The organism is Pseudomonas sp. AE27 (assembly GCF_037113495.1).
Taxonomy (GTDB): domain Bacteria; phylum Pseudomonadota; class Gammaproteobacteria; order Pseudomonadales; family Pseudomonadaceae; genus Aquipseudomonas; species Aquipseudomonas palmensis.
On the sequence record NZ_CP146966.1, the window covers coordinates 1,710,982 to 1,733,334 of the forward strand.

At 61.8% G+C, this 22,353-nt stretch carries 22 protein-coding genes and 1 pseudogene; 10 read left to right on the forward strand and 13 right to left on the reverse strand.

Annotated elements, in window-relative coordinates; all coding sequences use genetic code 11:
- Window positions 1-33 precede the first annotated feature (33 nt).
- The 8 genes from V9K84_RS07890 to V9K84_RS07925 all read right to left on the reverse strand — a co-directional run bounded on the left by V9K84_RS07890 (window position 34) and on the right by V9K84_RS07925 (window position 6,833).
- Entirely contained in the window at window positions 34-774 is a 741-nt protein-coding gene (locus V9K84_RS07890; protein WP_054914563.1) for a hypothetical protein, read from the reverse strand.
- A gap of 33 nt (window positions 775-807) precedes the next feature.
- Window positions 808-1,488 (reverse strand): C39 family peptidase, encoded by a 681-nt coding sequence (locus V9K84_RS07895; protein ID WP_043861461.1) that lies wholly within the window; start codon window positions 1,486-1,488, stop codon window positions 808-810.
- Between the two features lie 60 nt (window positions 1,489-1,548).
- Window positions 1,549-2,544, reverse strand: a complete 996-nt coding sequence (locus V9K84_RS07900) for a heme utilization protein (protein WP_088514952.1) — start codon at window positions 2,542-2,544, stop codon at window positions 1,549-1,551.
- Window positions 2,545-2,609: 65 nt separating this feature from the next.
- A complete protein-coding gene (locus tag V9K84_RS07905) occupies window positions 2,610-3,182 on the reverse strand; it encodes a hypothetical protein (protein WP_058540149.1) in 573 nt (190 codons plus the stop codon).
- A 1-nt stretch (window position 3,183) separates the two neighbouring features.
- Entirely contained in the window at window positions 3,184-3,597 is a 414-nt protein-coding gene (locus V9K84_RS07910; RefSeq protein ID WP_088515013.1) for a hypothetical protein, read from the reverse strand.
- Between the two features lie 334 nt (window positions 3,598-3,931).
- Window positions 3,932-4,483, reverse strand: coding sequence for an AAA family ATPase (locus V9K84_RS07915; protein ID WP_054914561.1), 552 nt, complete (start codon window positions 4,481-4,483; stop codon window positions 3,932-3,934).
- Entirely contained in the window at window positions 4,480-5,046 is a 567-nt protein-coding gene (gene pnuC / locus V9K84_RS07920; protein WP_058540151.1) for a nicotinamide riboside transporter PnuC, read from the reverse strand. Before pnuC ends, V9K84_RS07915 begins: the two co-directional genes overlap by 4 nt.
- A 152-nt stretch (window positions 5,047-5,198) precedes the next feature.
- On the reverse strand, window positions 5,199-6,833 hold the full coding sequence (locus V9K84_RS07925) for a methyl-accepting chemotaxis protein (RefSeq protein WP_043861500.1): 1,635 nt from the start codon (window positions 6,831-6,833) through the stop codon (window positions 5,199-5,201).
- Between the two features lie 284 nt (window positions 6,834-7,117).
- On the opposite strand from V9K84_RS07925, the gene V9K84_RS07930 reads away from it, so the two are divergent.
- Together V9K84_RS07930 and V9K84_RS07935 are read left to right on the forward strand one after the other, a co-directional pair.
- Window positions 7,118-7,948, forward strand: a complete 831-nt coding sequence (locus V9K84_RS07930; protein ID WP_054914658.1) for an undecaprenyl-diphosphate phosphatase — start codon at window positions 7,118-7,120, stop codon at window positions 7,946-7,948.
- A 28-nt stretch (window positions 7,949-7,976) separates the two neighbouring features.
- A complete protein-coding gene (locus V9K84_RS07935; RefSeq protein ID WP_080922871.1) occupies window positions 7,977-8,351 on the forward strand; it encodes a DUF1294 domain-containing protein in 375 nt (124 codons plus the stop codon).
- Between the two features lie 63 nt (window positions 8,352-8,414).
- Here V9K84_RS07935 and V9K84_RS07940 read toward each other — a convergent pair whose 3' ends face one another.
- Both V9K84_RS07940 and V9K84_RS07945 read right to left on the reverse strand, forming a co-directional pair.
- On the reverse strand, window positions 8,415-8,774 hold the full coding sequence (locus V9K84_RS07940; protein ID WP_043861467.1) for an MmcQ/YjbR family DNA-binding protein: 360 nt from the start codon (window positions 8,772-8,774) through the stop codon (window positions 8,415-8,417).
- Window positions 8,767-9,675: a LysR substrate-binding domain-containing protein gene (locus V9K84_RS07945; RefSeq protein WP_043861502.1), complete on the reverse strand. Its 909-nt coding sequence runs from the start codon at window positions 9,673-9,675 to the stop codon at window positions 8,767-8,769. The genes V9K84_RS07940 and V9K84_RS07945 overlap by 8 nt, the downstream gene beginning before the upstream one ends.
- A 128-nt stretch (window positions 9,676-9,803) precedes the next feature.
- Between V9K84_RS07945 and V9K84_RS07950 the strand changes: the two genes are divergently transcribed.
- Together V9K84_RS07950 and V9K84_RS07955 are read left to right on the forward strand one after the other, a co-directional pair.
- Window positions 9,804-10,415, forward strand: coding sequence for an FMN-dependent NADH-azoreductase (locus V9K84_RS07950; RefSeq protein WP_054914558.1), 612 nt, complete (start codon window positions 9,804-9,806; stop codon window positions 10,413-10,415).
- Window positions 10,416-10,572: 157 nt separating this feature from the next.
- On the forward strand, window positions 10,573-11,580 hold the full coding sequence (locus V9K84_RS07955) for a dienelactone hydrolase (protein ID WP_256582839.1): 1,008 nt from the start codon (window positions 10,573-10,575) through the stop codon (window positions 11,578-11,580).
- Here the strand turns inward: V9K84_RS07955 and V9K84_RS07960 are convergent.
- The 3 genes and pseudogenes from V9K84_RS07960 to V9K84_RS07970 form a co-directional block, all read right to left on the reverse strand.
- Window positions 11,574-12,767 carry an MFS transporter gene (locus tag V9K84_RS07960; protein WP_088514950.1) on the reverse strand — a complete coding sequence of 398 codons (1,194 nt, stop codon included), beginning with the start codon at window positions 12,765-12,767 and terminating at the stop codon, window positions 11,574-11,576. The two genes, V9K84_RS07955 and V9K84_RS07960, sit on opposite strands and share 7 nt — an antisense overlap.
- Window positions 12,768-12,938: 171 nt before the next feature.
- Window positions 12,939-14,525, reverse strand: a complete 1,587-nt coding sequence (locus V9K84_RS07965) for an ABC-F family ATPase (protein ID WP_043861471.1) — start codon at window positions 14,523-14,525, stop codon at window positions 12,939-12,941.
- A 71-nt stretch (window positions 14,526-14,596) separates the two neighbouring features.
- Window positions 14,597-14,908 (reverse strand): annotated as a pseudogene (locus V9K84_RS07970) (integrase).
- A gap of 224 nt (window positions 14,909-15,132) precedes the next feature.
- Between V9K84_RS07970 and V9K84_RS07975 the strand changes: the two are divergent.
- The 6 genes from V9K84_RS07975 (at window position 15,133) to V9K84_RS08000 (ending at window position 22,325) form a co-directional block, all read left to right on the forward strand.
- Window positions 15,133-15,303 (forward strand): hypothetical protein, encoded by a 171-nt coding sequence (locus V9K84_RS07975; protein WP_167400192.1) that lies wholly within the window; start codon window positions 15,133-15,135, stop codon window positions 15,301-15,303.
- A gap of 340 nt (window positions 15,304-15,643) precedes the next feature.
- Entirely contained in the window at window positions 15,644-15,985 is a 342-nt protein-coding gene (locus V9K84_RS07980; protein ID WP_088514949.1) for a hypothetical protein, read from the forward strand.
- Between the two features lie 100 nt (window positions 15,986-16,085).
- Entirely contained in the window at window positions 16,086-17,342 is a 1,257-nt protein-coding gene (locus V9K84_RS07985) for a TolC family protein (protein WP_088514948.1), read from the forward strand.
- On the forward strand, window positions 17,339-18,823 hold the full coding sequence (locus V9K84_RS07990; RefSeq protein WP_088514947.1) for an efflux RND transporter periplasmic adaptor subunit: 1,485 nt from the start codon (window positions 17,339-17,341) through the stop codon (window positions 18,821-18,823). The genes V9K84_RS07985 and V9K84_RS07990 overlap by 4 nt, the downstream gene beginning before the upstream one ends.
- Window positions 18,820-21,978, forward strand: coding sequence for an efflux RND transporter permease subunit (locus tag V9K84_RS07995; RefSeq protein WP_088514946.1), 3,159 nt, complete (start codon window positions 18,820-18,822; stop codon window positions 21,976-21,978). The genes V9K84_RS07990 and V9K84_RS07995 overlap by 4 nt, the downstream gene beginning before the upstream one ends.
- Entirely contained in the window at window positions 21,975-22,325 is a 351-nt protein-coding gene (locus tag V9K84_RS08000; RefSeq protein WP_078480399.1) for a copper-binding protein, read from the forward strand. The genes V9K84_RS07995 and V9K84_RS08000 overlap by 4 nt, the downstream gene beginning before the upstream one ends.
- Window positions 22,326-22,353: the final 28 nt, after the last annotated feature.

A 22,353-nucleotide genomic window follows, 5' to 3' on the forward strand; every position in this document is an offset into this window, starting at 1 on the left:
TTCCAACTGCGGTGAATTGAGACAGAGCGTAGATCAATATCCGGAAATACGAAGGCCCTTGAGTTGATCCAGGTTGCAGTTCAAGGCCCCGGCAGTAGGCAGGTTGTTGCGCAGTACCACATTGAGCTGGGTGATGTTGTTGACGGCGTTGTTGCCGCCCAGGAGCGTGGTGGCCTGCAGCAGCCCGCCCTGGGCCAGGCGCTGCACCGTATTGCCCTGGTTGTTGTTGGCCTGGATACCCAGCTGGATGCCCTTGCCGGTGGAGGAAACGCTCAGCGTGCCGGCGCCATTGCTGCCGGTGATGGTCTGCCCGCTACCCAGCAACTGACCCTGTGGCTTGCCCGCCGCCGGGGCACTGTTGGCTTCCTTCACGTTGATCGAGACATTGTTGTAGGCCGTGTTGTAGTCGCCCGCCGCGCGTACCGACTGGGTAACGCCCTGGGTCGTGCCAAGGCCGGCCCCGCCGGTGACGGTACCGTTGCCCTGGGTTACCGGGGCGCCGTTGCCATCGCGCGTGTCGAGCGAGACATAGAACTGAGGCTTGAACGAGGACTGCTGCACTTGCATGCTGGCGGTAGCGCCGATGCTGTCGCCGCGGGCGTTCTGCCAGGTGCTGCTCATCACCACGCCAAAGCTGATGATGCGCCCTGGCATCACATAGCGTCCGCGCAGCTCGGACAGTTCCTGGTCCTTGATCTCGATGGGCTTGAACTGCGCATGGGCAGGCAAGCTGGCGGCCAGGCAGGCGGCAACCAGCCAGGTTGAAGTCTTCATCGGGTGCTCCCCGGAGCTTCATGCCCCTTCTGATTAGAAGAAATCGCTTTGTATGAAACCAAAATCCATCAACTGTGCATCGTCTACCGGGCTGAACCCGTTGATCTTGTTTTTTGCAGTCAAGGGTTGTGGCGGGTCGAGCAATGCGTTGGCCTTGTCATAGCCAGGGCCGATGACGGCAAAGATGATGCCGTTCCAGCCTTTGACGAAATCATCGAACTTGTAGCGTTTGTGGCCCAGAACCGGGTCACCGATGTACACCCAGTCCTTTTCGGTGCGTTGCAGCACCACGAAGTGCTTGTATCCGCGAATGTCCATCAGCACCACCACCGGAATGGTGACGCTTTGCAGGCTTTCGGGCGGGATCCGATAGCCCCGGGCACGCATGCCGATGCTTTCCACGTATTTCTTCATGTCCAGCATGGAGAAGCCCTGGGTCTTGACCACTTGCTGGTCGGCGTGGGCGAGCATGCCGTCGATGATGTGTTCTTCGTCGACGTCCAGCCAGTAGGCTTGCTTGAGGACGGTGGCCAGGGCGGCGGCGCCGCAACTGAAGTCGGTTTTCTGTTGTACAAGGTCGGCGAAGCGTCGTTCGCGAATGCTCTGGATGGGCTTGTAAATGACATTGCCGCCCGGCAGGGCAGCGATGGGCATCTGTGCGGCCTCGGCCAGGCTGGCCAGAAACAGCAATGCGGCAAGCAGGGCAATGCGCATGGTCTTCGCACCGTGTAGATGGCAGGAAAGGGGCCCCTGGGGGCCCCGTCCTTGTTCAGCTTACAGGCAGGCGCGGCAGCCTGCTGCGATGGACAGCGAGTTGCTCTGCTGGTTGCCCGAGCCGGCCGACACGTTGGCGCCCACGTTGCCCGACACGCCATTGAGCGAGTTGCTCATGTTGGCGTTGTTGACCACAGGGTTGGCCCAGCCGGTAGGTTTGAGCACCTGGTAGGTGTAGACGCCACCGAGTACGAAGCTGCCTTCTTCGGTGAAGGTAAGCTTGTCTTTCTGTGGTTTGTTGCCGCCACGATCATCCCAGCCACCGTTGTGCCCGGGTTTGTCGTCTTTGCGTTCCACGTAGCCGTGGCCTTCGCCTTCGTACTGGCCATAGGCGGCAAAGGCGCCACCGAGGGTTTCCTTGGTGTAGGTACGGTCGGCCTTGTTGTTGACGCTCAGGCCAGAGGTGGACTGGTTGGCGGCTGCGCTGGCCACGGCCACACGGCCGCCGGACACGGCGATTGCCAGGTTGTTTTTCTGTTGGTTGAAGTCGCCGGCGGTCACGTTGACACCGATGTTGCCGGAGCTGTTGTTCGCCGAATTGGTGAGATTGGCGTTGTTCTGGGTAGAAAAGTTGTTGACGATGTTGCTGGTGTTGGTCTGGGTGGCGCTGGAAACAGCAACCGCACTGCCGAAGATGAAGCGTTCGTCGGCGGTGGCGATGGCGGCAACGTTGTCTTGCTGGTTGCCGTCACCGGCTGCCACGTTGGCGCCCAGGTTGCCTTGAGAGCCGTTTGCCGAGTTGTCCATGGTGCCGTTGTTGCGGGTGTTCTCGTTGAGCACACCGTTACCACCATTGCCCTGGGTATCGATCACGGTGGCGCCAGCGCCGGCGTTTACCAGCAGGGCGAGCAGCGCGCTGGAATTGTTGTTGCCGCCGTTATTGCCGCCATTGTTTCCGCCGTTGTGACCACCGTTGTTTCCGCCCGCTTGTGCAGCAACTGCCATGACCGCTGCGAGTGCGAATACCAGAGGCTTGAGTGCCATTGTGGGTTTCATGGTGTTTCTCCGCATTGTTTTTAGTTGTTAAGTGTTGTGTTGTGCTGCGTTGTGAACTGCTCGGGTCAATCTGCAACCCGTACGCTCAGGGTGTTGGCCATTCGGTTCCCGACCCCGGCGCTCTGGTTCAACTGGATCACCCCACGGCTGCCGGTGAAGGCCTGATCGCTGGTAGCGACCTGGCGACTGCCGGGGGTTTGACCTGTCGAGCCTGAGCCGTTTGACAGCGCCACGTTCTGCTGGTCGAGGACGCTGTCGTCGATGCTCTGCGCGGTGGCACTGATGCTTACCCGCACCGCATTGACTTGTTGTGTGTTGGCACCGGCCGACTGGTTGATCCCAATCATCCCGTTACCGTTGGTGAAGGCGTTGCCACCGATGCTGGCGCGGGCATTGATCGCGCTGCTGGCAGGGGTGTCGATGCGCTGGCGCACCTGGGTGGTGGCGGTGGCATCGGGGTTGATGGCGATGGCGCGGCTGTTGTTCTGTTGCTGCTGGTCGCCAGCCGCCTGGTTGATGGTCACGTTGCCCTTGTAGCCCTGGCCGCTGGCGTTGATGGTGGCGTTGTCATTGACCGGTTGGGCGGCCAGGGCCGACGCGCTGCAGGCCAGCGCCAGAAACAGCAGTGAGTGGTTCATCTCAACGGCCCCCGGTCAGGATCTGCAGCGGCGCAAGGCCACGCTGCACGTTCTGGTTGACCGAATTGGAGATGCTGTTGGCGCCCCCTGCGCCAGGGCCGGCGCCGCCACGCAGGCCCGGCAGGCTGGTGGGCACTGCCCCCATGCCGCGGATGTTGCCGGACGCGTCGGGCATCAACACCCGGTTTACACTGGCACCGCTGGCCACACCGGCAAAGTCGCCATCGCTGAGCTCGTTGGTCTGGCTCAGGATGCGTGGCGACTGATTGGCATTGACGGTCATGGGGCGGGGGTCGGGGGTGCCGGTCGGGCGAACGGCCGAACGCGGCTGAACCTGGCGCTGGATGACGATGGTGCCGTCGCCGGCGGCCAGTATCGGCAGGCTCAGGGTGCTGGCGCCCAGCGCACAGCCCATGACGAAAAGACTCAGCAGCTTGTTGGTGTGATTCCCCACGGCAGCGATTCCTTCTTCGGTGCGCTGGCCCTATCAGCGTTGCGAGAAGGAGAGCAGAAGCTGTGCCGCTTTTGCTTAGTACCAGCGAATCAAGGGCATAGCGCACGGGGCAGGGGCCGGTCGGAAAATCTGTATCACCGGTGATACAACCGCTGGTCCTTTTTACAGGCCTTGTAGCAGCGCAGATGCCCGGCGTGCCCCGAGGGTGGGTGTATCACCGGCTTAACACGTCACCGCGTGTTGGTTGCAAGTGCTCTGGATCGGCGGTTGAGGTGGCCAGGTGTGTAACGCCGGGTCAACACTCGGTGGCGCAGGCCGGGGGCTTTCCTTCCAGCAGCGCCTGTACGGCCGCCAGTACCGTCGATTGGCGGTATGCCCAGTCGCCCTCGATGACCTGCATGGGTTGGCCATGCCGTTGCAGCCATTGGCGGCTGGCCTCGAAGAACGCCTGGCGCTCCTCCAGCCGTGGCTGACAGCGCTGGCCGTCGCCGACCCAGGGCACGCCTGCGGGGCTGAGCAACAGGTGCAGGTCGTAGCGCCGTGCGAGCAGCGCCTGTTCCAGCCACGCCGGGCAGTCGTTGAACAGTACGCGGCTCCACAGCATGTTGCTCAGCAGGTGCGTATCGAGTATCAGCAGCTCGGGCTGGCGCGCGCGGGCCGCATCCTCCCACACCAGCTGCCCGCGGGCGATAGGGTCGATGTCGGCGTAGCAGGTGTCGCGTCGCTGCTCGTCGATGAAGTGGCGCACGTACTCGCCTACCAGTTCGCCACCGAAATGCGCCTGGATTTCGCCGCCCAGCCAGCTCTTGCCACTGGACTCCGGGCCCGCCAGTACCAGGACCTTCATGGGCTGGCCAAGGCCGGGTCACGTCGCCAGCTACGCCAGCCCTGCAGGGCGATCAGGGTGAACAGCGCATACAGCGCGGCGGTGATGTACATGCCTTTGTAGAGGAACAGGCCGACGAAGATCACGTCCAGCACCATCCACAACGGCCAGCATTGCACGCGCTTTTGCGCCATCCAGAACTGCGCCACCAGGCTGAAGGCGGTGAGGGTGGCGTCCAGCCAGGGCTCTGCAGCATCGGTCCAGGTGGCCATGGCCGCACCGAGGGCCAGGCTGGCCAGCAGGCCCACGCCCAGGCCCGACAGCAGCGGCGCGGTACCCAGGTAGGTCACCTGCCGGATCGGGCGATCCTCGCCGGGGCGTGTCCACTGCCACCACCCATAGAGCTGGAACACGGCAAACGCCAGTTGCAGCAGCATGTTCGAATACAGCTTGAAGTCGAAGAAGATCCAGCTGTAGAGCAGCACCACCAGCAGGCCGATGGGCCAGCACCAGGGGTTCTGGCGGGTCGTGAGCCATACAGCGATGACGCCCAGCACGGCAGCGTACAGTTCCAGGCCGGACATCGGCGTTCCTTGAAGGGGGGGCAGGGCGGCGATTGTACCTTGTGGCACGTCAGGTGCCAGCCTTGGGTGAGCACTTCGCCGCCAAGGCCGGCTCCTGCTGAGGCAATGTCGAGCCTTGCAGAAGCCGGCCGCCGGCGAGGTGCAGGCTGCGGTCAGACCCGGAACTGCCTCAGCAACTGCCCCAGCTGTTCGCTCAACTGGTTCAATGCGGCCCCGGCACTGCTCGACTGGTGCGCCGCCACGGCCGTCTGACGCGACAGCTCGGCCGTCTGGGTGACGTTGTGGTTGATCTCTTCCACCACATGCGACTGCTGCAGCGTGGCACTGGCAATCGAGGCATTCAGCGCGCTGAGGTTGTGCAGTGCCTGGCTGATGGCATCCAGGCTGGCACCGGCCTCGCTGGCCTGTTCGACCGTCTCGCGCGAGGCCAGGCTGCTGGCATCGATCGCCTTGACCGCAGCCTCGGACTGGCCCTGAAGGTGCTCGATCATCTGCTGGATCTCGGCCGTCGACTGCTGGGTGCGTTGCGCCAGCAGGCGCACTTCGTCGGCCACCACGGCGAACCCGCGACCCTGTTCGCCCGCCCGCGCGGCCTCGATGGCGGCGTTGAGTGCCAGCAGGTTGGTCTGCTCGGCAATCGAACGGATCACCTCCAGCACGCTGCCGATACGCGTGCTCTGGCCCGCCAGGGCCTGGATCACCTGCACCGCCTGGTCGATGGTGCCCGACAGCTCGTCGATTTTCAGCAGGCTGCCATGAATGCTTTGCCGGCCCTGTTCGGCCCGCTGCTGGGCGTCCTGCATCTCGCTGGAGGCGTGCTCGGCGTTTCTGGCCACGTCCTGCACCGCATAACTGACCTCGTTGATTGCGGTGGCCACCTGTTCCATCTGCTGCGACTGCTGCTCGCTGCGCTGGTGCGCCTGGCCGGCGTTGCTGCCTACGTCCCCGGCCGAATGGCCCAGGGCCTGGGCGGCGCCCTGCAACTGGGTCACCACCTGCTGCAGCTTGGCGGTGAAGGTGTTGAAGTGCAGGCCCAGCTGGGTGACTTCATCCTGCCCATGGGTGTCGAGGCGACGGGTCAGGTCGCTTTCGCCGCTGGCGATATTGCCCATGGCATCCACGGCTTCCTGCAAGGGGCGGGTGATGCTGCGGGCGATCAGCATGACCACCAGTGCCATTATCAGCGCGATGACCACCCCCAGCAGCGATGCGTCGCGAAGCTGGCGCACGAACTCGGCGTGCATGTCGTCGATGTACACGCCAGAGCCGATCACCCAGCCCCAGGGTTTGAACAGCTGGATGTACGAGGTTTTTTCCACCGGCTCGCTGGCACCGGGCTTGGGCCAGCGGTAGTCGATGCTGCCGGCGCCCTGGGCCTTGGCCAACGCGACCATTTCGTTGAACAGCGCATAGCCGTCCGGGTCGCGAATGCCGGAGAGGTCCTGGCCTTCGAGCTTGAGGTTCATGGGGTGCATGATCATCTTCGGGCCCAGGTCGTTGATCCAGAAGTAGTCGTCCTGGTCATAACGCAACCCGCGCACCGCACTCAGCGCCTGTTGCTGGGCGGCCTCGCGGGTAAGGGTACCGCTGGCTTCCAGCCCCTGGTAATAGGCCAGCACGCCGGCTGCGGTTTCGACCACGTGCCGGGTCTTTTCGGCCTTTGCCTGGTACAGGTCACCGTGGATCTGACGCAGCATCAGCAGCCCCAGGGTCACCAGCATCAGTACCGCCACCACCAGGATGAGCCACAGCCGACGGCTGATCGACATACTGCGTAAAGTCTTCATGAAGGTCACCCTATGTTCTTGTTATTGTCCGCATCCAACCACGCTTTACCGAAACAACCTACTCGACCAAGGGCTAAGTGATTGATTAGTAGAGCGCTGTCGCGTCGAGCGGCAGCGTTTGCACGAGCGCTCTGTTAGGATTTCGGCCTTCACGGGGCAGTTCTGAAGGCCGGGGTAGCATTTCCTTCGGTTTTGCGACGGAGTGTCGCCGTAATATGCCCGGTTTCGGGCAATCAAATAACGAATGATGAGACCTGCCAGCGGCAATGTCTTACGGGGGAATGATGGATTTTTGGACCGCCATGCAGGCTGTGATTCTCGGCATCGTCGAGGGTCTGACGGAATTTTTGCCCATTTCGAGTACCGGTCACCAGATCGTGGTCGCCGACCTGATCGACTTTGGCGGCGAACGCGCGATGGCGTTCAACATCATCATCCAGCTGGGCGCGATCCTGGCGGTGGTGTGGGAATTTCGCCGCAAGATCCTGGACGTGGTGGTGGGCCTGCCCCGCCAGGCCCGGGCCCAGCGCTTTACCCTCAACCTGCTGATCGCCTTCATGCCCGCCGTGGTGCTGGGCGTGCTGTTCGCCGACCTGATCCATGAGTACCTGTTCAACCCGATCACGGTGGCGGTGGCCCTGGTGGTGGGCGGGGTGATCATGCTGTGGGCCGAGCGCCGCCAGCACGTGGTGCGTGCCGAGGAGGTCGATGACATGCGCTGGACCGATGCGCTGAAGATCGGCTGCGCGCAGTGCCTGGCAATGATTCCAGGGACTTCGCGGTCGGGCTCGACGATCATCGGCGGGCTGTTGTTCGGCCTGTCGCGCAAGGCCGCCACCGAGTTCTCGTTCTTTCTGGCGATGCCGACCATGGTCGGGGCGGCGGTGTTCTCGGGCTACAAGTACCGTGACCTGTTCCAGCCGGATGACTTCCCGGTGTTCGCCATCGGCTTTGTGGTGTCGTTCATCTTCGCGATGATTGCGGTGCGCGGCTTGCTCAAGTTCATCGCCAGCCACAGCTACGCGGTGTTTGCCTGGTACCGTATCGCATTTGGCCTGGTGATCCTGGCGACCTGGCAGTTCGGCTGGGTCGACTGGGCCGTGGCGCACGGCTGAGATGGCCCGCACCGAAACGCGCCCGCCCATGCGCCACCTGCGCCTCAAGTTGCTGGCATTCGTGGCCCTGTGCCTGCTGCCGGTGCTGGGCGCACTGAAGCTGGGTGTGGGCACAGGCAACTGGTTGTGGCTGGCGGCCTATGGGCTGGCGAGCCTTGGCTGTTTCGGGCTGTATGGCTACGACAAGCGTCAGGCGCGCGGCCAGGGGCAGCGTACCCCCGAGAAGGTGCTGCATGCCTGCGAACTGGCCGGTGGCTGGCCAGGGGCGCTGCTGGCGCAGCAGGTGTTCCGGCACAAGACACGCAAGTTGTCGTATCAGCTGGTGTTCTGGGTGATCGTGCTGGGGCATCAGGTGTTCTGGGCCGACTACCTGTTTCTTGCCGGGCGATTGTTCGGGTTCTAGAGCGCTTTCGCCGGCAAGGTCGGCGCCTTCAGGGGCCGGCCTTGCCGGCGAAAGCCATCGGCCTCAGAGCAGCAACCCGACCTGTACGCGCTTGGGCAATCGCCGCACCACCAGTTGGTGCGAGCGGCGCAGCAACTCTTCCAGTTCCCCACGCCCCATCGCATAAGGCTGCGCCACACTGATCCAGTGTGCCCGCGCCAGGTACGGCGCCGGTCGCACCCCGGGGCGGTCCACGTAGCCCAGGAACAGCTCGGTGTCGACCTTGAACGACAAGCCTGCACCCGCCAGGTCCATCACCGCGAACATCTTGTTGCCGGCCACCGAGAACACGCGCACGCCACCCCATTTGTAATCTTCCTGCACACCGGGCAGGCCCAGGCAGAATGCCGCCACCTGTGCCTCGGTCATTTTTCGCTCAGACATAACGCTCTCCGCATTCCTCGAACGAGGCTACCAGGTGATCGATCCACGCCCTGACCGCCGGCAGCACGCCGCGCCGGTGCGGGTACACCGCCTGCAGGTAACCGCCCGGCAGTGACCAGCCCGGCAGCAGGCGTACCAGTTCGCCGCGCTGCAGTTCGGCCTCGCAGTGCATGATAGGCAGCGTGGTGAAGCCCAGGCCCGCCAGGGTGGCGGCCTTGCGCACCACGAAGTCGTCGATGGCCAGGCGCGCTTCCAGGGTCAGGTCCTGCTTGTGGCCCTGCTCGTCGAGCAGGCGCAGGTGCACCAGGCGGTCGGCCTCGACCGCGCCCAGTACCGGCACCCTGGCCAGGTCGGCAGGGGAGCTGACAGGGTGCCGGGCGGCAAACTCAGGTGCGGCCACCAGCAGCATCTGCGCCTGGCGCAGGCGGCGGGTGACCAGTGCCGGGTCTTCGTCGCCCAGGTCGCGCACACGCAGGGCCACGTCGATGCCTTCGGTGATCAGGTCGACCCGGCGGTTGAGCAGCACCATGTCCAGCTGTACCTGCGGGTACTGCTGCAAAAATGCGCTGATCACGCCGGGCAGGAACTCATGGGCCAGGCCCACCGGGCACGACACCCGCAAGCGCCCGCGCGGTTCGCTGGTCATGCTGGCCACCGCCTCGTCGGCCATCTCGGCCTCCAGCAGCATGGCCTGGCAATGGCGCAGGTAGCGCTCGCCCACGGCGGTGAGCTTGAGTTGCCGGGTGGTGCGCTGCAGCAGACGCGTGCCCAGGCGCTCCTCCAGTTCGGCAATGCGCCGCGACAGCCTGGATTTGGGCACACCGAGCAGACGCCCGGCCGCCGCGAAGCCGCCGGCCTCCACCACGCGGGCGAAATAGAACAGATCGTTGAGGTCTTGCATGCCGGTCATGGGCATTGTCCTGCCAGTGGGACGAAGAAGTGCGAATTTGCGATCTTATCAGCTATTGGCTATCCCGGTAGCATCCTCCCCATCGTGATCGCCAGCCGATCCTCATTCAGGAGAGCCCCATGAAACTGTTGCACATCGATTCCAGCATCCTCGGCGACAACTCCGCTTCTCGCCAGCTCAGCCAGCGCGTGGTCGCCGCCTGGCAAGCGGCAGAACCTTCGGCGCAGGTGGTCTACCGGGACCTGGCCGCCGATGCCATCAGCCATTTCTCGGCCGCGACCCTGGTTGCCGCCGGCACGCCTGACGAACTGCGCGATGCGGCGCAGCAACATGAAGCCAGGCTCAGCAGTGAAACCCTGCAGGAGTTTCTGGCGGCCGATGCGGTGGTGATCGCGGCGCCCATGTACAACTTCACCGTGCCGACCCAGCTCAAGGCCTGGATCGACCGCATTGCCGTCGCCGGCCAGACCTTCCGCTACACCGAAGCCGGGCCTGAAGGCCTGTGCGGCAACAAGAAGGTGATCGTGGTGTCGACCTCCGGCGGCCTGCACGTCGGCCAGCCGACCGGTGTGGCCCACGAGGAATTCCTCAAGGTGTTCCTGGGCTTTATCGGCATCACCGACGTCGAGTTCGTGCGCGCCCATGGCCTGGCCTACGGCGACGAGCACCGCAGCAATGCCATGCAGGCCGCCCAGGCGCAGATCGACAGCGAGCTGTTCGCGGCTGCCTGAGCCCCTGTCGAAAAGCCGACTTGCGGTCACCCTGCAAGTCGGCTTTTTCATGCACCTTTCATCCAGCCCGGCCTGGCCCGCTCTATGCTTGTCAGTACCGGTCACAGGTGCGGGCCGGGCAGGGTGAGCAACGATGCGGTGGGTTCGAACATTTTTGATGCTGGTGCTGTGGGGCTGCTGCCTGCTGGTGCAGGCCGAGCCCGCGCAGCACTGGAGTGTCGGCCTGCATCGCATGGCCGTGACCGACCCGGTGGACGGCCAGCCGATGCAGGCGCTGGCGTTCTACCCATCCAGCGACGCCGCCCGGTGGCATCAGGTCGACGGCTATCGGGTCCACGTGGCCGAAGAAGGCGCGGTGGTAATGGACCGCTTCCCGCTGCTGATGCTGTCCCATGGCAATACCGGCACGCCACTGGCGCTGCATGACCTGGCCAGCGCACTGGCACGCCGGGGCTTCGTGGTGGTGGCGGTGGTGCACCCGGGAGACAACGCTCGTGACCACAGCCGGCTTGGCACCCTGAGCAACCTCTATGGCCGGCCCCTGCAGATCAGTGCCGCCTTGACCGCGACCCTTGCCGATCCGTTGCTTGCACCTTACGTCAGCGACGGGCAGGTGGGCATGATCGGTTACTCGGCCGGTGGCGAGACGGCGTTGATCCTGTCCGGTGCCCGACCAGACCTGCAACGCCTGCGCCGCTACTGCCAGCAGAACCCGCTGGACGCCGATGCCTGCAAGGCCCACGGGGTGCTGGTGGCAGACCGTGACGACCTGTTGCCCCACGCCGACCCACGGGTGCGCTCATTGCTGCTGATGGCGCCGTTGAGCCTGATGTTCGGACGCCACGCGCTGGCCGATGTGAAGGTGCCCGCGCTGATCTACAGCGGCGACCGCGACCAGTTGCTGGCCATCGACAAGAATGCCCAGGCGCTGGCGCGCAAACTGCCGATCACCCCCAACTACCGCCTGCTGGCGGGTGCCGGGCACTTCGTGTTCATGGCCCCGTGCGACGCATCCCAACTGCAGCACATGGCCACGCTGTGCACCGATGCCGAAGGGGTGGACCGCGCCGGCATACACCTGTCGTTACAGGCCGAAGCCACGCGCTTCTTCACCCGCACCCTGGGGGGCGCCGAGCGTGTCGGCCTGAGTGCGGTCGATCACTGAGCCGTGGCGCGGCGCAACAGCACCAGGGTCAGGCCCACGCCGGCCAGTGACAGCAGCGCGGCCACACAGAAGATCGAGGCGTAGCCCAGGTGCGCAGCGATGGCGCCCATCACCGGGCCGGCAATCGCCAGGGCCAGGTCGAAGAACACCGCGTAGGCCCCCAGCCCGGCGCCGCGGCTGGAACTGGGCACCTGCTTGATCGCCTCGACCCCCAGTGCCGGGTACACCAGTGACAGGCCCAAGCCGCTCAGCCCCGCGCCGACCAACGCCAGCAGCGGTGACGGCGCCAGCCACAACAATGCCAGCCCCAGTGCCTCGACGCCCATGCAGGCAATTGCCACGCGGTAGCCGCCCCACTGGTTGACCGCGTTCACGAACAGCAGCCGCGACAGGATGAAGCACACGCCGAAGGCGCTCAGGCACAGGGCGGCGCCGCTCCAGCCGCGTTCTATATAGAAGAGCGTGACGAAGGTGGTCAGCGTGCCATAGCCGATGGAGGCCAGGGTAAGGCCCACGCCGCACGGTGCCACCCGTGCGAAGGCGGCCCAGAACGGCAGGCGCACGCCACGCACCACCGGCACCGAGGGCTTGTTGCGTATCACCAGTAGCGCCGCTGCTGCCAGCGCGGTCAGGCTCAGGCCCAGGGTGGCGAAGTTCAGTTCGCTGGCCACGATCACCCCCAGCGGTGCTCCGATGGCGATGGCGCCATAGGAGGCGATACCGTTCCAGGAAATCACCCGCGCGGTGTGTTCGGCGCCCACCTGGCCGATGCCCCAGCTCAGGGTGCCCACGCCAATCAGGCCCTGCGCGATGCCCAGGGCCACCCGTGCAGCCAGCAGCACTGCCAGGCTCATCACTGGCAGGTGCACGGCCAGTGCCGATGCCCAGGTCAGCACGCCGCTCAGCGCGATGCCCAGCAGCCCGTAGATGATCGCGCGCTTGGTCCCCAGGCTGTCGGCCAGGCGTCCGGCCATGGGGCGGCTGAGCAGGGTGGACAGGTATTGCAGGCCGATGGTGATGCCGGCGATGACCGCGCTGAACCCCAGGGTGTCATGCACGTGGCTGGGCAGCACCGCGATCGGCAGGCCGATGCAGAGGAAGGCGATGAAGGTGTAGAAGACGATCGACAGTATCTGTCGGGTAACCGACTCGTTACTGAGTGCAGCAGAAGGGGGCGGGGCAGACATGGGGCTCGTTCGCAGGCAAGCGGTTGGAGGCGACCATGATGGCGGGAGCGGGCAGGAAAAGAAAGCAGGCTAACGAACAAGCTGTGGCCAGCAAGGCCGGCCCCCACCCGGGTCGCGAAAACCACGCACCCTGCAGGAGCCGGCCTTGCCGGCGAAGCTTGTGTACGACGTTTAGATCAACACACCCTGGCTGCGCAGGTAGTCGTCATAGGTACCGCTGAAGTCGATCACGCCGCTGGGGCTCAGCTCGATGATGCGGGTGGCCAGCGAGGACACGAACTCGCGGTCGTGGCTGACGAACAGCAGCGTGCCCGGGTAGTTTTCCAGCGCCAGGTTGAGCGCCTCGATCGATTCCATGTCCAGGTGGTTGGTCGGTTCGTCCATCACCAGTACGTTGGGCTTTTGCAGAATCAGCTTGCCGAACAGCATGCGGCCTTGCTCGCCACCGGAGATCACCTTCACCGACTTGAGGATCTCGTCGTTGGAGAACAGCATGCGCCCCAGGGTGCCGCGGATGATCTGCTCGCCCTGCGTCCACTGGCCCATCCAGTCGAACAGGCTCAGGTCCTCTTCGAAATCGTGGGCGTGGTCCTGGGCGTAGTAGCCCACTTCGGCGCTTTCGGTCCATTTCACCTCGCCGGCATCCGGGGTCAGCTCGCCGACCAGGGTGCGCAGCAGGGTGGTCTTGCCGATACCGTTGGGGCCGATGATCGCCACGCGCTCGCCGGCTTCGACGGTGAAGCTGAAGTTCTTGAACAGGGTCTTGCCGTCGAAGCCCTTGGACATCTTCTCGATGGTCACGGCCTGGCGGTGCAGTTTCTTGGTCTGCTCGAAGCGGATGAACGGGCTGACGCGGCTCGATGGCTTGACCTCGGCCAGCTGGATCTTGTCGATCTGCTTGGCGCGCGAGGTGGCCTGCTTGGCCTTGGAGGCGTTGGCCGAGAAGCGGCTGACGAAGGTCTGCAGCTCGGCGATCTGGGCCTTCTTCTTGGCGTTGTCCGACAGCAGTTGCTCGCGCGACTGGGTGGCGGCGGTCATGTACTCGTCGTAGTTGCCCGGGAACAGACGCAGCTCGCCGTAGTCCAGGTCAGCCATGTGGGTGCACACGCTGTTGAGGAAGTGACGGTCGTGGGAAATGATGATCATGGTGCTGTTACGCGCCGTGAGGATGCTTTCCAGCCAGCGGATGGTGTTGATGTCCAGGTGGTTGGTCGGCTCGTCGAGCAGCAGCACTTCAGGGTCGGAGAACAGTGCCTGGGCCAGCAGCACACGCAGTTTCCAGCCTGGGGCGACTTCGGTCATGGGGCCGAAATGCTGTTCGAGGGGAATACCCAGGCCCAGCAGCAGTTCACCGGCGCGGGATTCGGCGGTGTAGCCGTCCATCTCGGCGAATTCGGTTTCCAGCTCGGCGACGGCCATGCCGTCGTCTTCGGTCATTTCCGGCAGCGAGTAGATGCGATCGCGCTCGGCCTTGACCCGCCACAGTTCCTCGTGGCCCATGATCACGGTATCGATCACGGTGAATTCTTCGTAGGCGAACTGGTCCTGGCGCAGCTTGCCCAGGCGCACGTTCGGCTCGAGCATCACCTGGCCGGCCGACGGCTCCAGGTCGCCGCCGAGGATTTTCATGAAGGTCGACTTGCCACAGCCGTTGGCGCCGATCAGGCCGTAGCGGTTGCCATTGTTGAACTTGACCGAGACGTTCTCGAACAAGGGCTTGGCGCCAAACTGCATAGTGATGTTAGCGGTAGAAATCAAGTGCTTATCCTGCGGGGTGTCCAGAGGTGTGTTTAGGTGCCGCCGACCTTTTGGGGCCGATTTTGGGCCCGTCAGATACGGGACGGCAGCTTCTCCAGCTCCTTCCAATCCGAGGAGGAGCTGATCCATTTTGCGTAGGTAGAGAGCAACATCTCGACGCTGTGGCCGAGTTGGTTCGCGATGAACGCGGGGTTCATCCCAGCCATTAGGCACATGGTTGCGTAGGTGTGGCGCGTGTCGTACTGCCGACGTTCACGGATGCCCAGCGCCTTGGGCGCGAGCTTGAAGTGCCTGATTGTAACACCTGCCTGCCTGATCTACATCCCGCCTTTACCCGGCTGGAACACAAAAGGACTGGTGGGAGTGGCTGATTTCGATGCCATTTTGCGCAAACCCGGTACCACGGCCTGATGCTCCCCAGCGTGCTCATCCCAGGGTTTCTTCCTTTTTGCCCGCATGCTTGTCTGCGGGCCGTTACTGCCGTCGTCCTTGCGCGCCGCCACAGCGGCCCGGCCAGTTCTTCGTTTGCCACGGCAACAGCTCTCCAGGCCCGCGCCTTTCGGCGGACTGATGTGTTATAAAAAGTATGTCAAACAGGAGGTTAGATATGGCCAATAAAGCCAAACCGTTCTACTACGCTGCGGCGCCATTGATTGCAATCGGCGCTGCGTTCGCCGCAGTCGGCGCCTCTGGGCAAGCTGCTTTTGGCTACACCGCGGTCGGCTTTCTGGTGCCTGGTGTAGTGCTGCTCATTACCGGATATCGCCAGCGGGCTTGACGTGTGCGGTGGGGTCAAGCTGCAGGCACAGGCATACACATAGGTGCCTGAGTGAAAATACTCAACGCGGACTATCGAGCGAGCCTTGAATAGGGAGGCCCTGCCTGAAGCGAAAACTCTTGTTCCAGGCATCTACCCCAGACAATAGGGGGGCGTGATTCCAAGAGAGCCCTTACGGAACTGCCTCGCAATGCCTGTCTCGGCCAAATTGTTAATTTTTTTCGCGTAATACTGGCTTAATTTTTAAAAGGCTTGATTGCCTGCTTTGGAGGTTGACGAGATTTTTTTGATGATCAGTGCCCAATTGTAAGAGCCATTTTCAGCGAATACACTCCAGACCATGAAACGCTACCTGCGGTTTTGTCTCATCTTCTTGATCAGCCTGGCGCTTCCCCTCAGTGGGATGGCGGGGGTTCAGGCACCGACAGAACCTTGCCCGATGAAGACCATGGGTATGGCTATGATGGACGACATGGGCCTGGATTGTTGCAACGACATGAAAAGCCCTGTCGAACACGGCAAACCTTGCAAGCCGGGCCAGGAGTGCAAGTCGGGCGGTATGTTGCAAGTCTCAATCTTCAAGCCTCCTGTGACCGTGTTCAGCCCCGTAGTGCTTTCCCTCATCAGCGATTCTCTGCCTGTACAGACCCCGTCCGGGGTATGGCGACCGCCACGCGTTTGATTCCTTTCCAACATTGAGCCTCATTCCGCATTAGCGGGATGGACTAGCTGCGCGCGTTCCATTTTTTCGCGTGCAGTGGATGATCACAGGAATCGTAAACATGAACTCCAAGTGCAATTGCACAGGCTGGTCTCTTATGGCCGGCTTGGCGGCAAGCGTGCTGGCATTGCCGAGCTTCGCTGCGCCATTGACGCTCGATGAAGCTCTGCGTCTGGCCGAAAACAATGCGCCGTCGCTGACCGCACAAGATGCCAAAATTCAAGCTGCCAGCAGTGCAGCTATTCCAGCCGGTGAATTACCTGATCCCAAGCTGCTGATGGGCGTGCAGAACTACCCCTTTGGGGGCCCGGATCGCTGGAGCATCGACCAAGACTTCATGACCATGCAAATGGTCGGGGTCAGACAGGAGATGCCCAACAGCGACAAGCGCAAAGCGCGGATTGAGGTCGCCGATGCAGCTATTGATCGCGCCTCTGCGGAGCGTCGAGTCGAACGTCTGAAGGTACGCCAGTCCACGGCATTGGCCTGGATCAGTAGTTACTCGGTTGAGCGCAAAGATGCACTGTTTCAGGACTTCTACAAAGAAAATCTCCTGCTAGCCGATACTGTACGGGCTCAGATTGCCGGTGGCCGCGCTCAACCTGCTGACGCGGTGACACCCAAACAAGAAGCAGCCAAACTGGCAGAACAACAGGACGATCTGACTCTCCAAAGAGCGCAAGCACAAGCGGCTCTCAAACGCTGGATTGGTTCTGCCGCTAACGACAAGCCTGTGGGTAGTTTTCCTGAATGGCCGGTCGACACCTCAGGCTACTCCCATAGGCTGCAACACCATCCCGAGTTGGCTGCGTTTGCACCGATGACCCGCGAAGCGCAGGCCAAGGTTCGGGAAGCCGTATCAGAGAAGCGGTCGGACTGGAGCTGGGAAGTGGATTACCAGCATCGTGGCCGTGAGTTCGGCGATATGGTCAGCGTGCAATTTTCTTGGGATTTACCTCTGTTTCCTGACTCGCGCCAAACCCCCAAAATCGCTGCCAAGCAGGCTGAACTCAGCCAGCTCGAGGCCGAGCGCGAAGCCCTGTCACGCGAGCACACTCAGCAATTGGAGAGCGAACTGGCCGACTATGAGCGCCTGAATCGTGCGGTGCGTCGAAATCAGGAAAGCCTGTTGCCTCTGGCCAAGGAAAAGGTCGAACTCAGTATGGCGAGTTATCGGTCGGGCAAAGGCGATTTGAGCGCCGTGGTTGCCGCCCGACGTGAACTCGTCGAAGCGCGCCTCAAACAGATCGACGTGGAGGAGCAACGAGCGCTGACCAGTGCGCGCCTGTATTTCGCTTATGGGGAGACCAGCCAATGAGCCTAAAAAAATGGAGTGGGTCATTGGTGATAGGCATCTCGTTGGCATTGGGTGTAGCCGGTGGGTACTGGTTCGCTCATCTGCGCATGAGCGAAGTGCCAAGTACCGTTCCAGAGCAGAGCCTCAATTCTCCAAACGAGCGGAAAGCCCTGTATTGGTACGATCCCATGTACCCGCAACAAAAATTCGACAAGCCGGGTAAATCCCCCTTCATGGACATGCAGTTGGTTCCCCAGTACGCCAGCGGTGCAGGGGATCGGGCAACTGTGAGTATTGATCCGAGCTTGACTCAAAATCTCGGGCTGCGTTTTGCGACCGTCACCCGTGGTGTCCTGGATTCCAGCCTCAATGTGACAGGCATCCTGGCGTTCAACGAGCGTGATGTCGCGGTGATTCAGGCTCGCACCAGTGGTTTTGTGGAGCGGGTCTACGCCCATGCTCCCGGTGACGTGCTCAAGGCCAACGCGGCATTGGCGGATATCCTAGTGCCAGAGTGGGCAGCCGCCCAGACGGAGTTCCTTGCCCTGAAACGCAGCGGGGATGCTGAGCTACTGGCTGCGGCCCGCCAACGATTACTGCTCACGGGAATGCCAGCGGCACTGATCACTCAGGTCGGGCGTAGTGGCAAGGTTCAGCCTTACTTGACGCTCACCAGCCCTATAGGTGGTGTGCTGCAAGAATTGAATGTTCGTGCAGGCGTGACCGTGGCGATTGGCGATACTCTGGCACGTGTGAACGGCTTGAGCAGTATCTGGCTGGCCGTGGCCATTCCAGAATCGGAAGCCGGAACTCTCACCTTAGGACAGACCGTCGAAGCGCGCCTGCCTGCCTTTCCGGGAACAATACTCAATGGCAAGGTCAGCGCGATTTTGCCCGAGACCAACTCGGACAGTCGCACAATTCGTGTGCGGGTGGAGCTGCCCAATCCTGACGGTCACCTGAAACCAGGTCTGTCGGCGGAGGTACGTCTGAACCGCTCGACCGAGAAGAGTGTCCTGTGGGTGCCAAGCGAGGCCGTCATTCGCACTGGTCGACGTGCTCTGGTGATGCTCGCCGCAGGCGCGGGTCGCTACCGTCCTGTGGAGATCCAACTTGGGCAGGAAAGCGATGGTAGAACGGCGATCCTGAAGGGCTTGGAAGAAGGTCAGAAGGTGGTTACGTCTGGCCAATTTCTGCTCGACTCGGAGGCCAGCCTTAAGGGCGTTGTCATAGGGGCGGAGGACCAGTCACCACCAGGTGCAGCAGGCTCCAGCTTACATGAAGCGGATGGGCAGATTGTTGAGATCAACGACAAAGAGGTCACTCTTGCCCATGGCCCTTTCAAGACGTTGGGCATGCCTGGTATGACGATGACTTTCCCGCTTGCCAAACCGGCACTGATGCAGGGACTTGAAACGGGTGACAAGGTTCGTATCGGAGTTACTCAAACCGATGATGGTTTGCGTGTGGATCGCTTGGATAAATCGGGGAGCCAGCCATGATCGCGGCCCTGATTCGTTGGTCAGTGGCCAACCGTATCCTAGTGCTACTGGCGACATTGTTCGTTACGGCTTGGGGCATTTGGTCGGTACAGAGCACCCCTATAGACGCGCTGCCCGATCTCTCTGATGTACAGGTAATCATCCGTACACCTTACGCAGGCCAGGCGCCGCAGATTGTCGAGAACCAGGTCACCAATCCGTTAGCCACCACCATGCTCTCGGTGCCGGGTGCCAAGACGGTACGTGGTTACTCCTTCTTTGGTGATAGCTTCGTTTACGTGTTGTTCGAAGACGGCACTGACTTGTATTGGGCCCGTTCGCGGGTGCTGGAATACCTGAGCCAAATACAAAGTCGATTGCCTGCCAGTGCCAAGCCGGCGTTGGGGCCGGATGCGACAGGGGTGGGGTGGATCTATCAATATGCACTGGTAGATCGCAGTGGCGGACACGACCTGGCACAGCTTCGCGCTCTTCAGGACTGGTTCCTCAAGTTCGAACTCAAGACTTTGCCCAACGTTGCGGAAGTGGCTACCGTGGGAGGCATGGTAAAGCAGTACCAGGTGCAGCTCGATCCGCTCAAACTGGCCAGCCTCGGCATCACGCAAGTCGAGGTGAGCGAGGCTATCGGCAAAGCTAACCAGGAAACCGGTGGTGCCGTGTTGGAGATGGCAGAGACCGAGTTCATCGTGCGGGCGTCGGGCTATTTAAAGACACTTAATGACTTTCGAGCTATCCCGCTTAAGTTGGGTTCAGGCGGTGTGCCGGTGACCCTGGGTGATGTCGCCACGATTCAGTTAGGGCCGGAAATGCGCAGGGGCATCTCCGAACTCGACGGCGAAGGTGAGACCGTCGGTGGTGTGGTGATTTTGCGTAGCGGCAAGAATGCTCGCGAAACCATTGCAGCGGTCAAGACCAAGCTCGATGAACTGAAAAGCAGTCTGCCGGCTGGTGTGGAAATCGTCACCACCTACGACCGCAGCAAGCTGATCGACCGCGCTGTCGATAATCTCAGTCACAAGCTGATCGAGGAGTTCATCGTCGTCGCCTTGGTGTGCGGGATCTTCCTCTGGCACCTGCGCTCATCCCTGGTGGCGATTATCTCGTTACCGGTTGGTGTATTGATTGCCTTCATCGTCATGCGTTACCAGGGTATCAACGCCAACATCATGTCCTTGGGCGGAATAGCCATCGCCATTGGTGCCATGGTCGATGCTGCCGTAGTGATGATCGAAAACGCCCACAAGAAAATCGAGGCCTGGCACGCAGCCAATCCGGATGAGGAGCTAACGGGGGAGCGTCATTGGCATGTGATGACTGAAGCAGCGGCAGAGGTAGGCCCGGCACTTTTCTTCTGCCTATTGATCATCACCTTGTCGTTCATTCCGGTATTCACCCTTGAGGCTCAGGAAGGACGGCTGTTTGGCCCATTGGCGTTCACCAAGACCTACGCCATGGCCGCAGCGGCGGGATTGTCTGTGACTCTGGTGCCCGTGCTGATGGGCTACTGGATTCGAGGGCGAATACCCAATGAGCAGCAGAACCCGTTAAACCGTTGGCTGATCCGAATCTATCAGCCGGCTTTGGATATGGTCTTGCGTCGACCTAAGATCACATTGCTGTTGGCGCTACTGATTTTTGTCAGTGCGCTATGGCCAATGTCGCGCTTGGGTGGTGAGTTTCTTCCGCCGCTGGACGAGGGTGATCTGCTCTATATGCCTTCGGCTTTGCCGGGCTTGTCGGCACAGAAAGCAGCGCAATTGCTGCAACAGACCGACCGCCTGATCAAAACCGTGCCCGAAGTCGAACATGTCTTCGGTAAAGCGGGACGCGCGGAAACTGCCACCGACCCCGCGCCGCTAGAGATGTTCGAAACCACCATTCAATTCAAACCGCACGAGCTATGGCGTGCAGGCATGACCCAGGAAAAACTGGTGGAAGAACTGGATCGAGTGGTGCGAGTCCCTGGACTGACGAATATCTGGATACCACCGATTCGCAACCGTATCGACATGCTGGCCACTGGGATCAAGAGTCCCATCGGGGTGAAAGTTGCCGGCACCAACCTGACGGAGATCGACGCCGCTACTCAGGCGGTAGAGCGCGTTGCCAAGGGTGTGCCTGGTGTCAGTTCAGCTCTGGCTGAGCGCCTGACCGGTGGCCGTTACATCGACGTGGATATCGACCGCAAAGCCGCCGCGCGCTACGGGCTGAATATTGCCGATGTGCAGTCCATCGTGGCCGGTGCTATCGGTGGTGAAAACGTCGGGGAGACCATTGAAGGGCTCGCCCGTTTTCCGATCAGCGTGCGCTACCCACGGGAGTGGCGTGATTCGGTCGGCACCTTGGAGCAATTGCCGATCTATACCCCGCTAGGGAGCCAGATCACCCTCGGCATAGTGGCGAAGGTCAAGGTCACGGATGGCCCACCGATGCTCAAGAGCGAAAACGCACGACCTTCGGGTTGGGTATACATCGATGTGCGTGGTCGAGACATTGCCTCGGTGGTCGCCGATCTGCACCGAATCGTCAGTGAGCAGGTCAAGTTGCAGCCCGGAATGAGCCTGAGCTATTCAGGACAGTTTGAATTTCTCGAAAGGGCCAACGCACGACTCAAGCTGGTGGTGCCTGCCACGCTGCTGATCATCTTCGTGCTGCTCTATCTGACGTTCGCCCGCTTCGATGAGGCTTTGCTGATCATGGCCACGCTGCCATTCGCACTTACGGGCGGAGCATGGTTCCTCTATCTGCTGGGATTCAACCTATCGGTCGCCACCGGGGTCGGCTTTATCGCCTTGGCCGGTGTGTCCGCCGAGTTTGGTGTGATCATGCTGCTCTACCTGAAGAATGCCTGGGCCGAACGGGAAGACCTCGGCGACAGCACTGAGCGCGGGCTGGTGGCAGCGATTCGTGAAGGCGCTGTGCAGCGCGTTCGACCCAAGGCCATGACCGTGGCGGTCATTATTGCCGGTTTGCTGCCGATCCTGTTGGGCAGTGGCACTGGTAGCGAAGTGATGAGCCGCATTGCCGCGCCCATGGTCGGCGGCATGGTCACGGCCCCCTTGCTTTCCCTGTTTGTCATTCCGGCAGCCTATCGCCTGATGCGTCGCCGGCACCTCATCGTTGAACCGATCAAACCACAAGGAAAATTCGTATGAAACTGACCCTGATCGCAGCTGCCAGTACCGCGTTTATGTTTTCACTTTCTGCCTACTCGCAGGACATGCCGGGTATGAAAATGGATGGTATGGAGGGCATGAAGATGGAGCAGGAAACAAAACAGGCTCCAGTTGCTGACGCTGAGGGAACCATCAAGGCTATGGATACTTCGAAGCATACGGTGACCATCTCCCACGGAGCTGTGCCAGCGGTGCAATGGCCCCCAATGACTATGGCCTTTTCAGTGACGGAGGATCAGCTGGCAGGTCTGAAGGTCGGAGACCATGTATCGTTTTCCTTTAGGGTAAAGGATGGCAAAGCCGCAATCGTTTCCATTAAAAAATAAGACTGTAGCGATGAGAACTACCGGCACG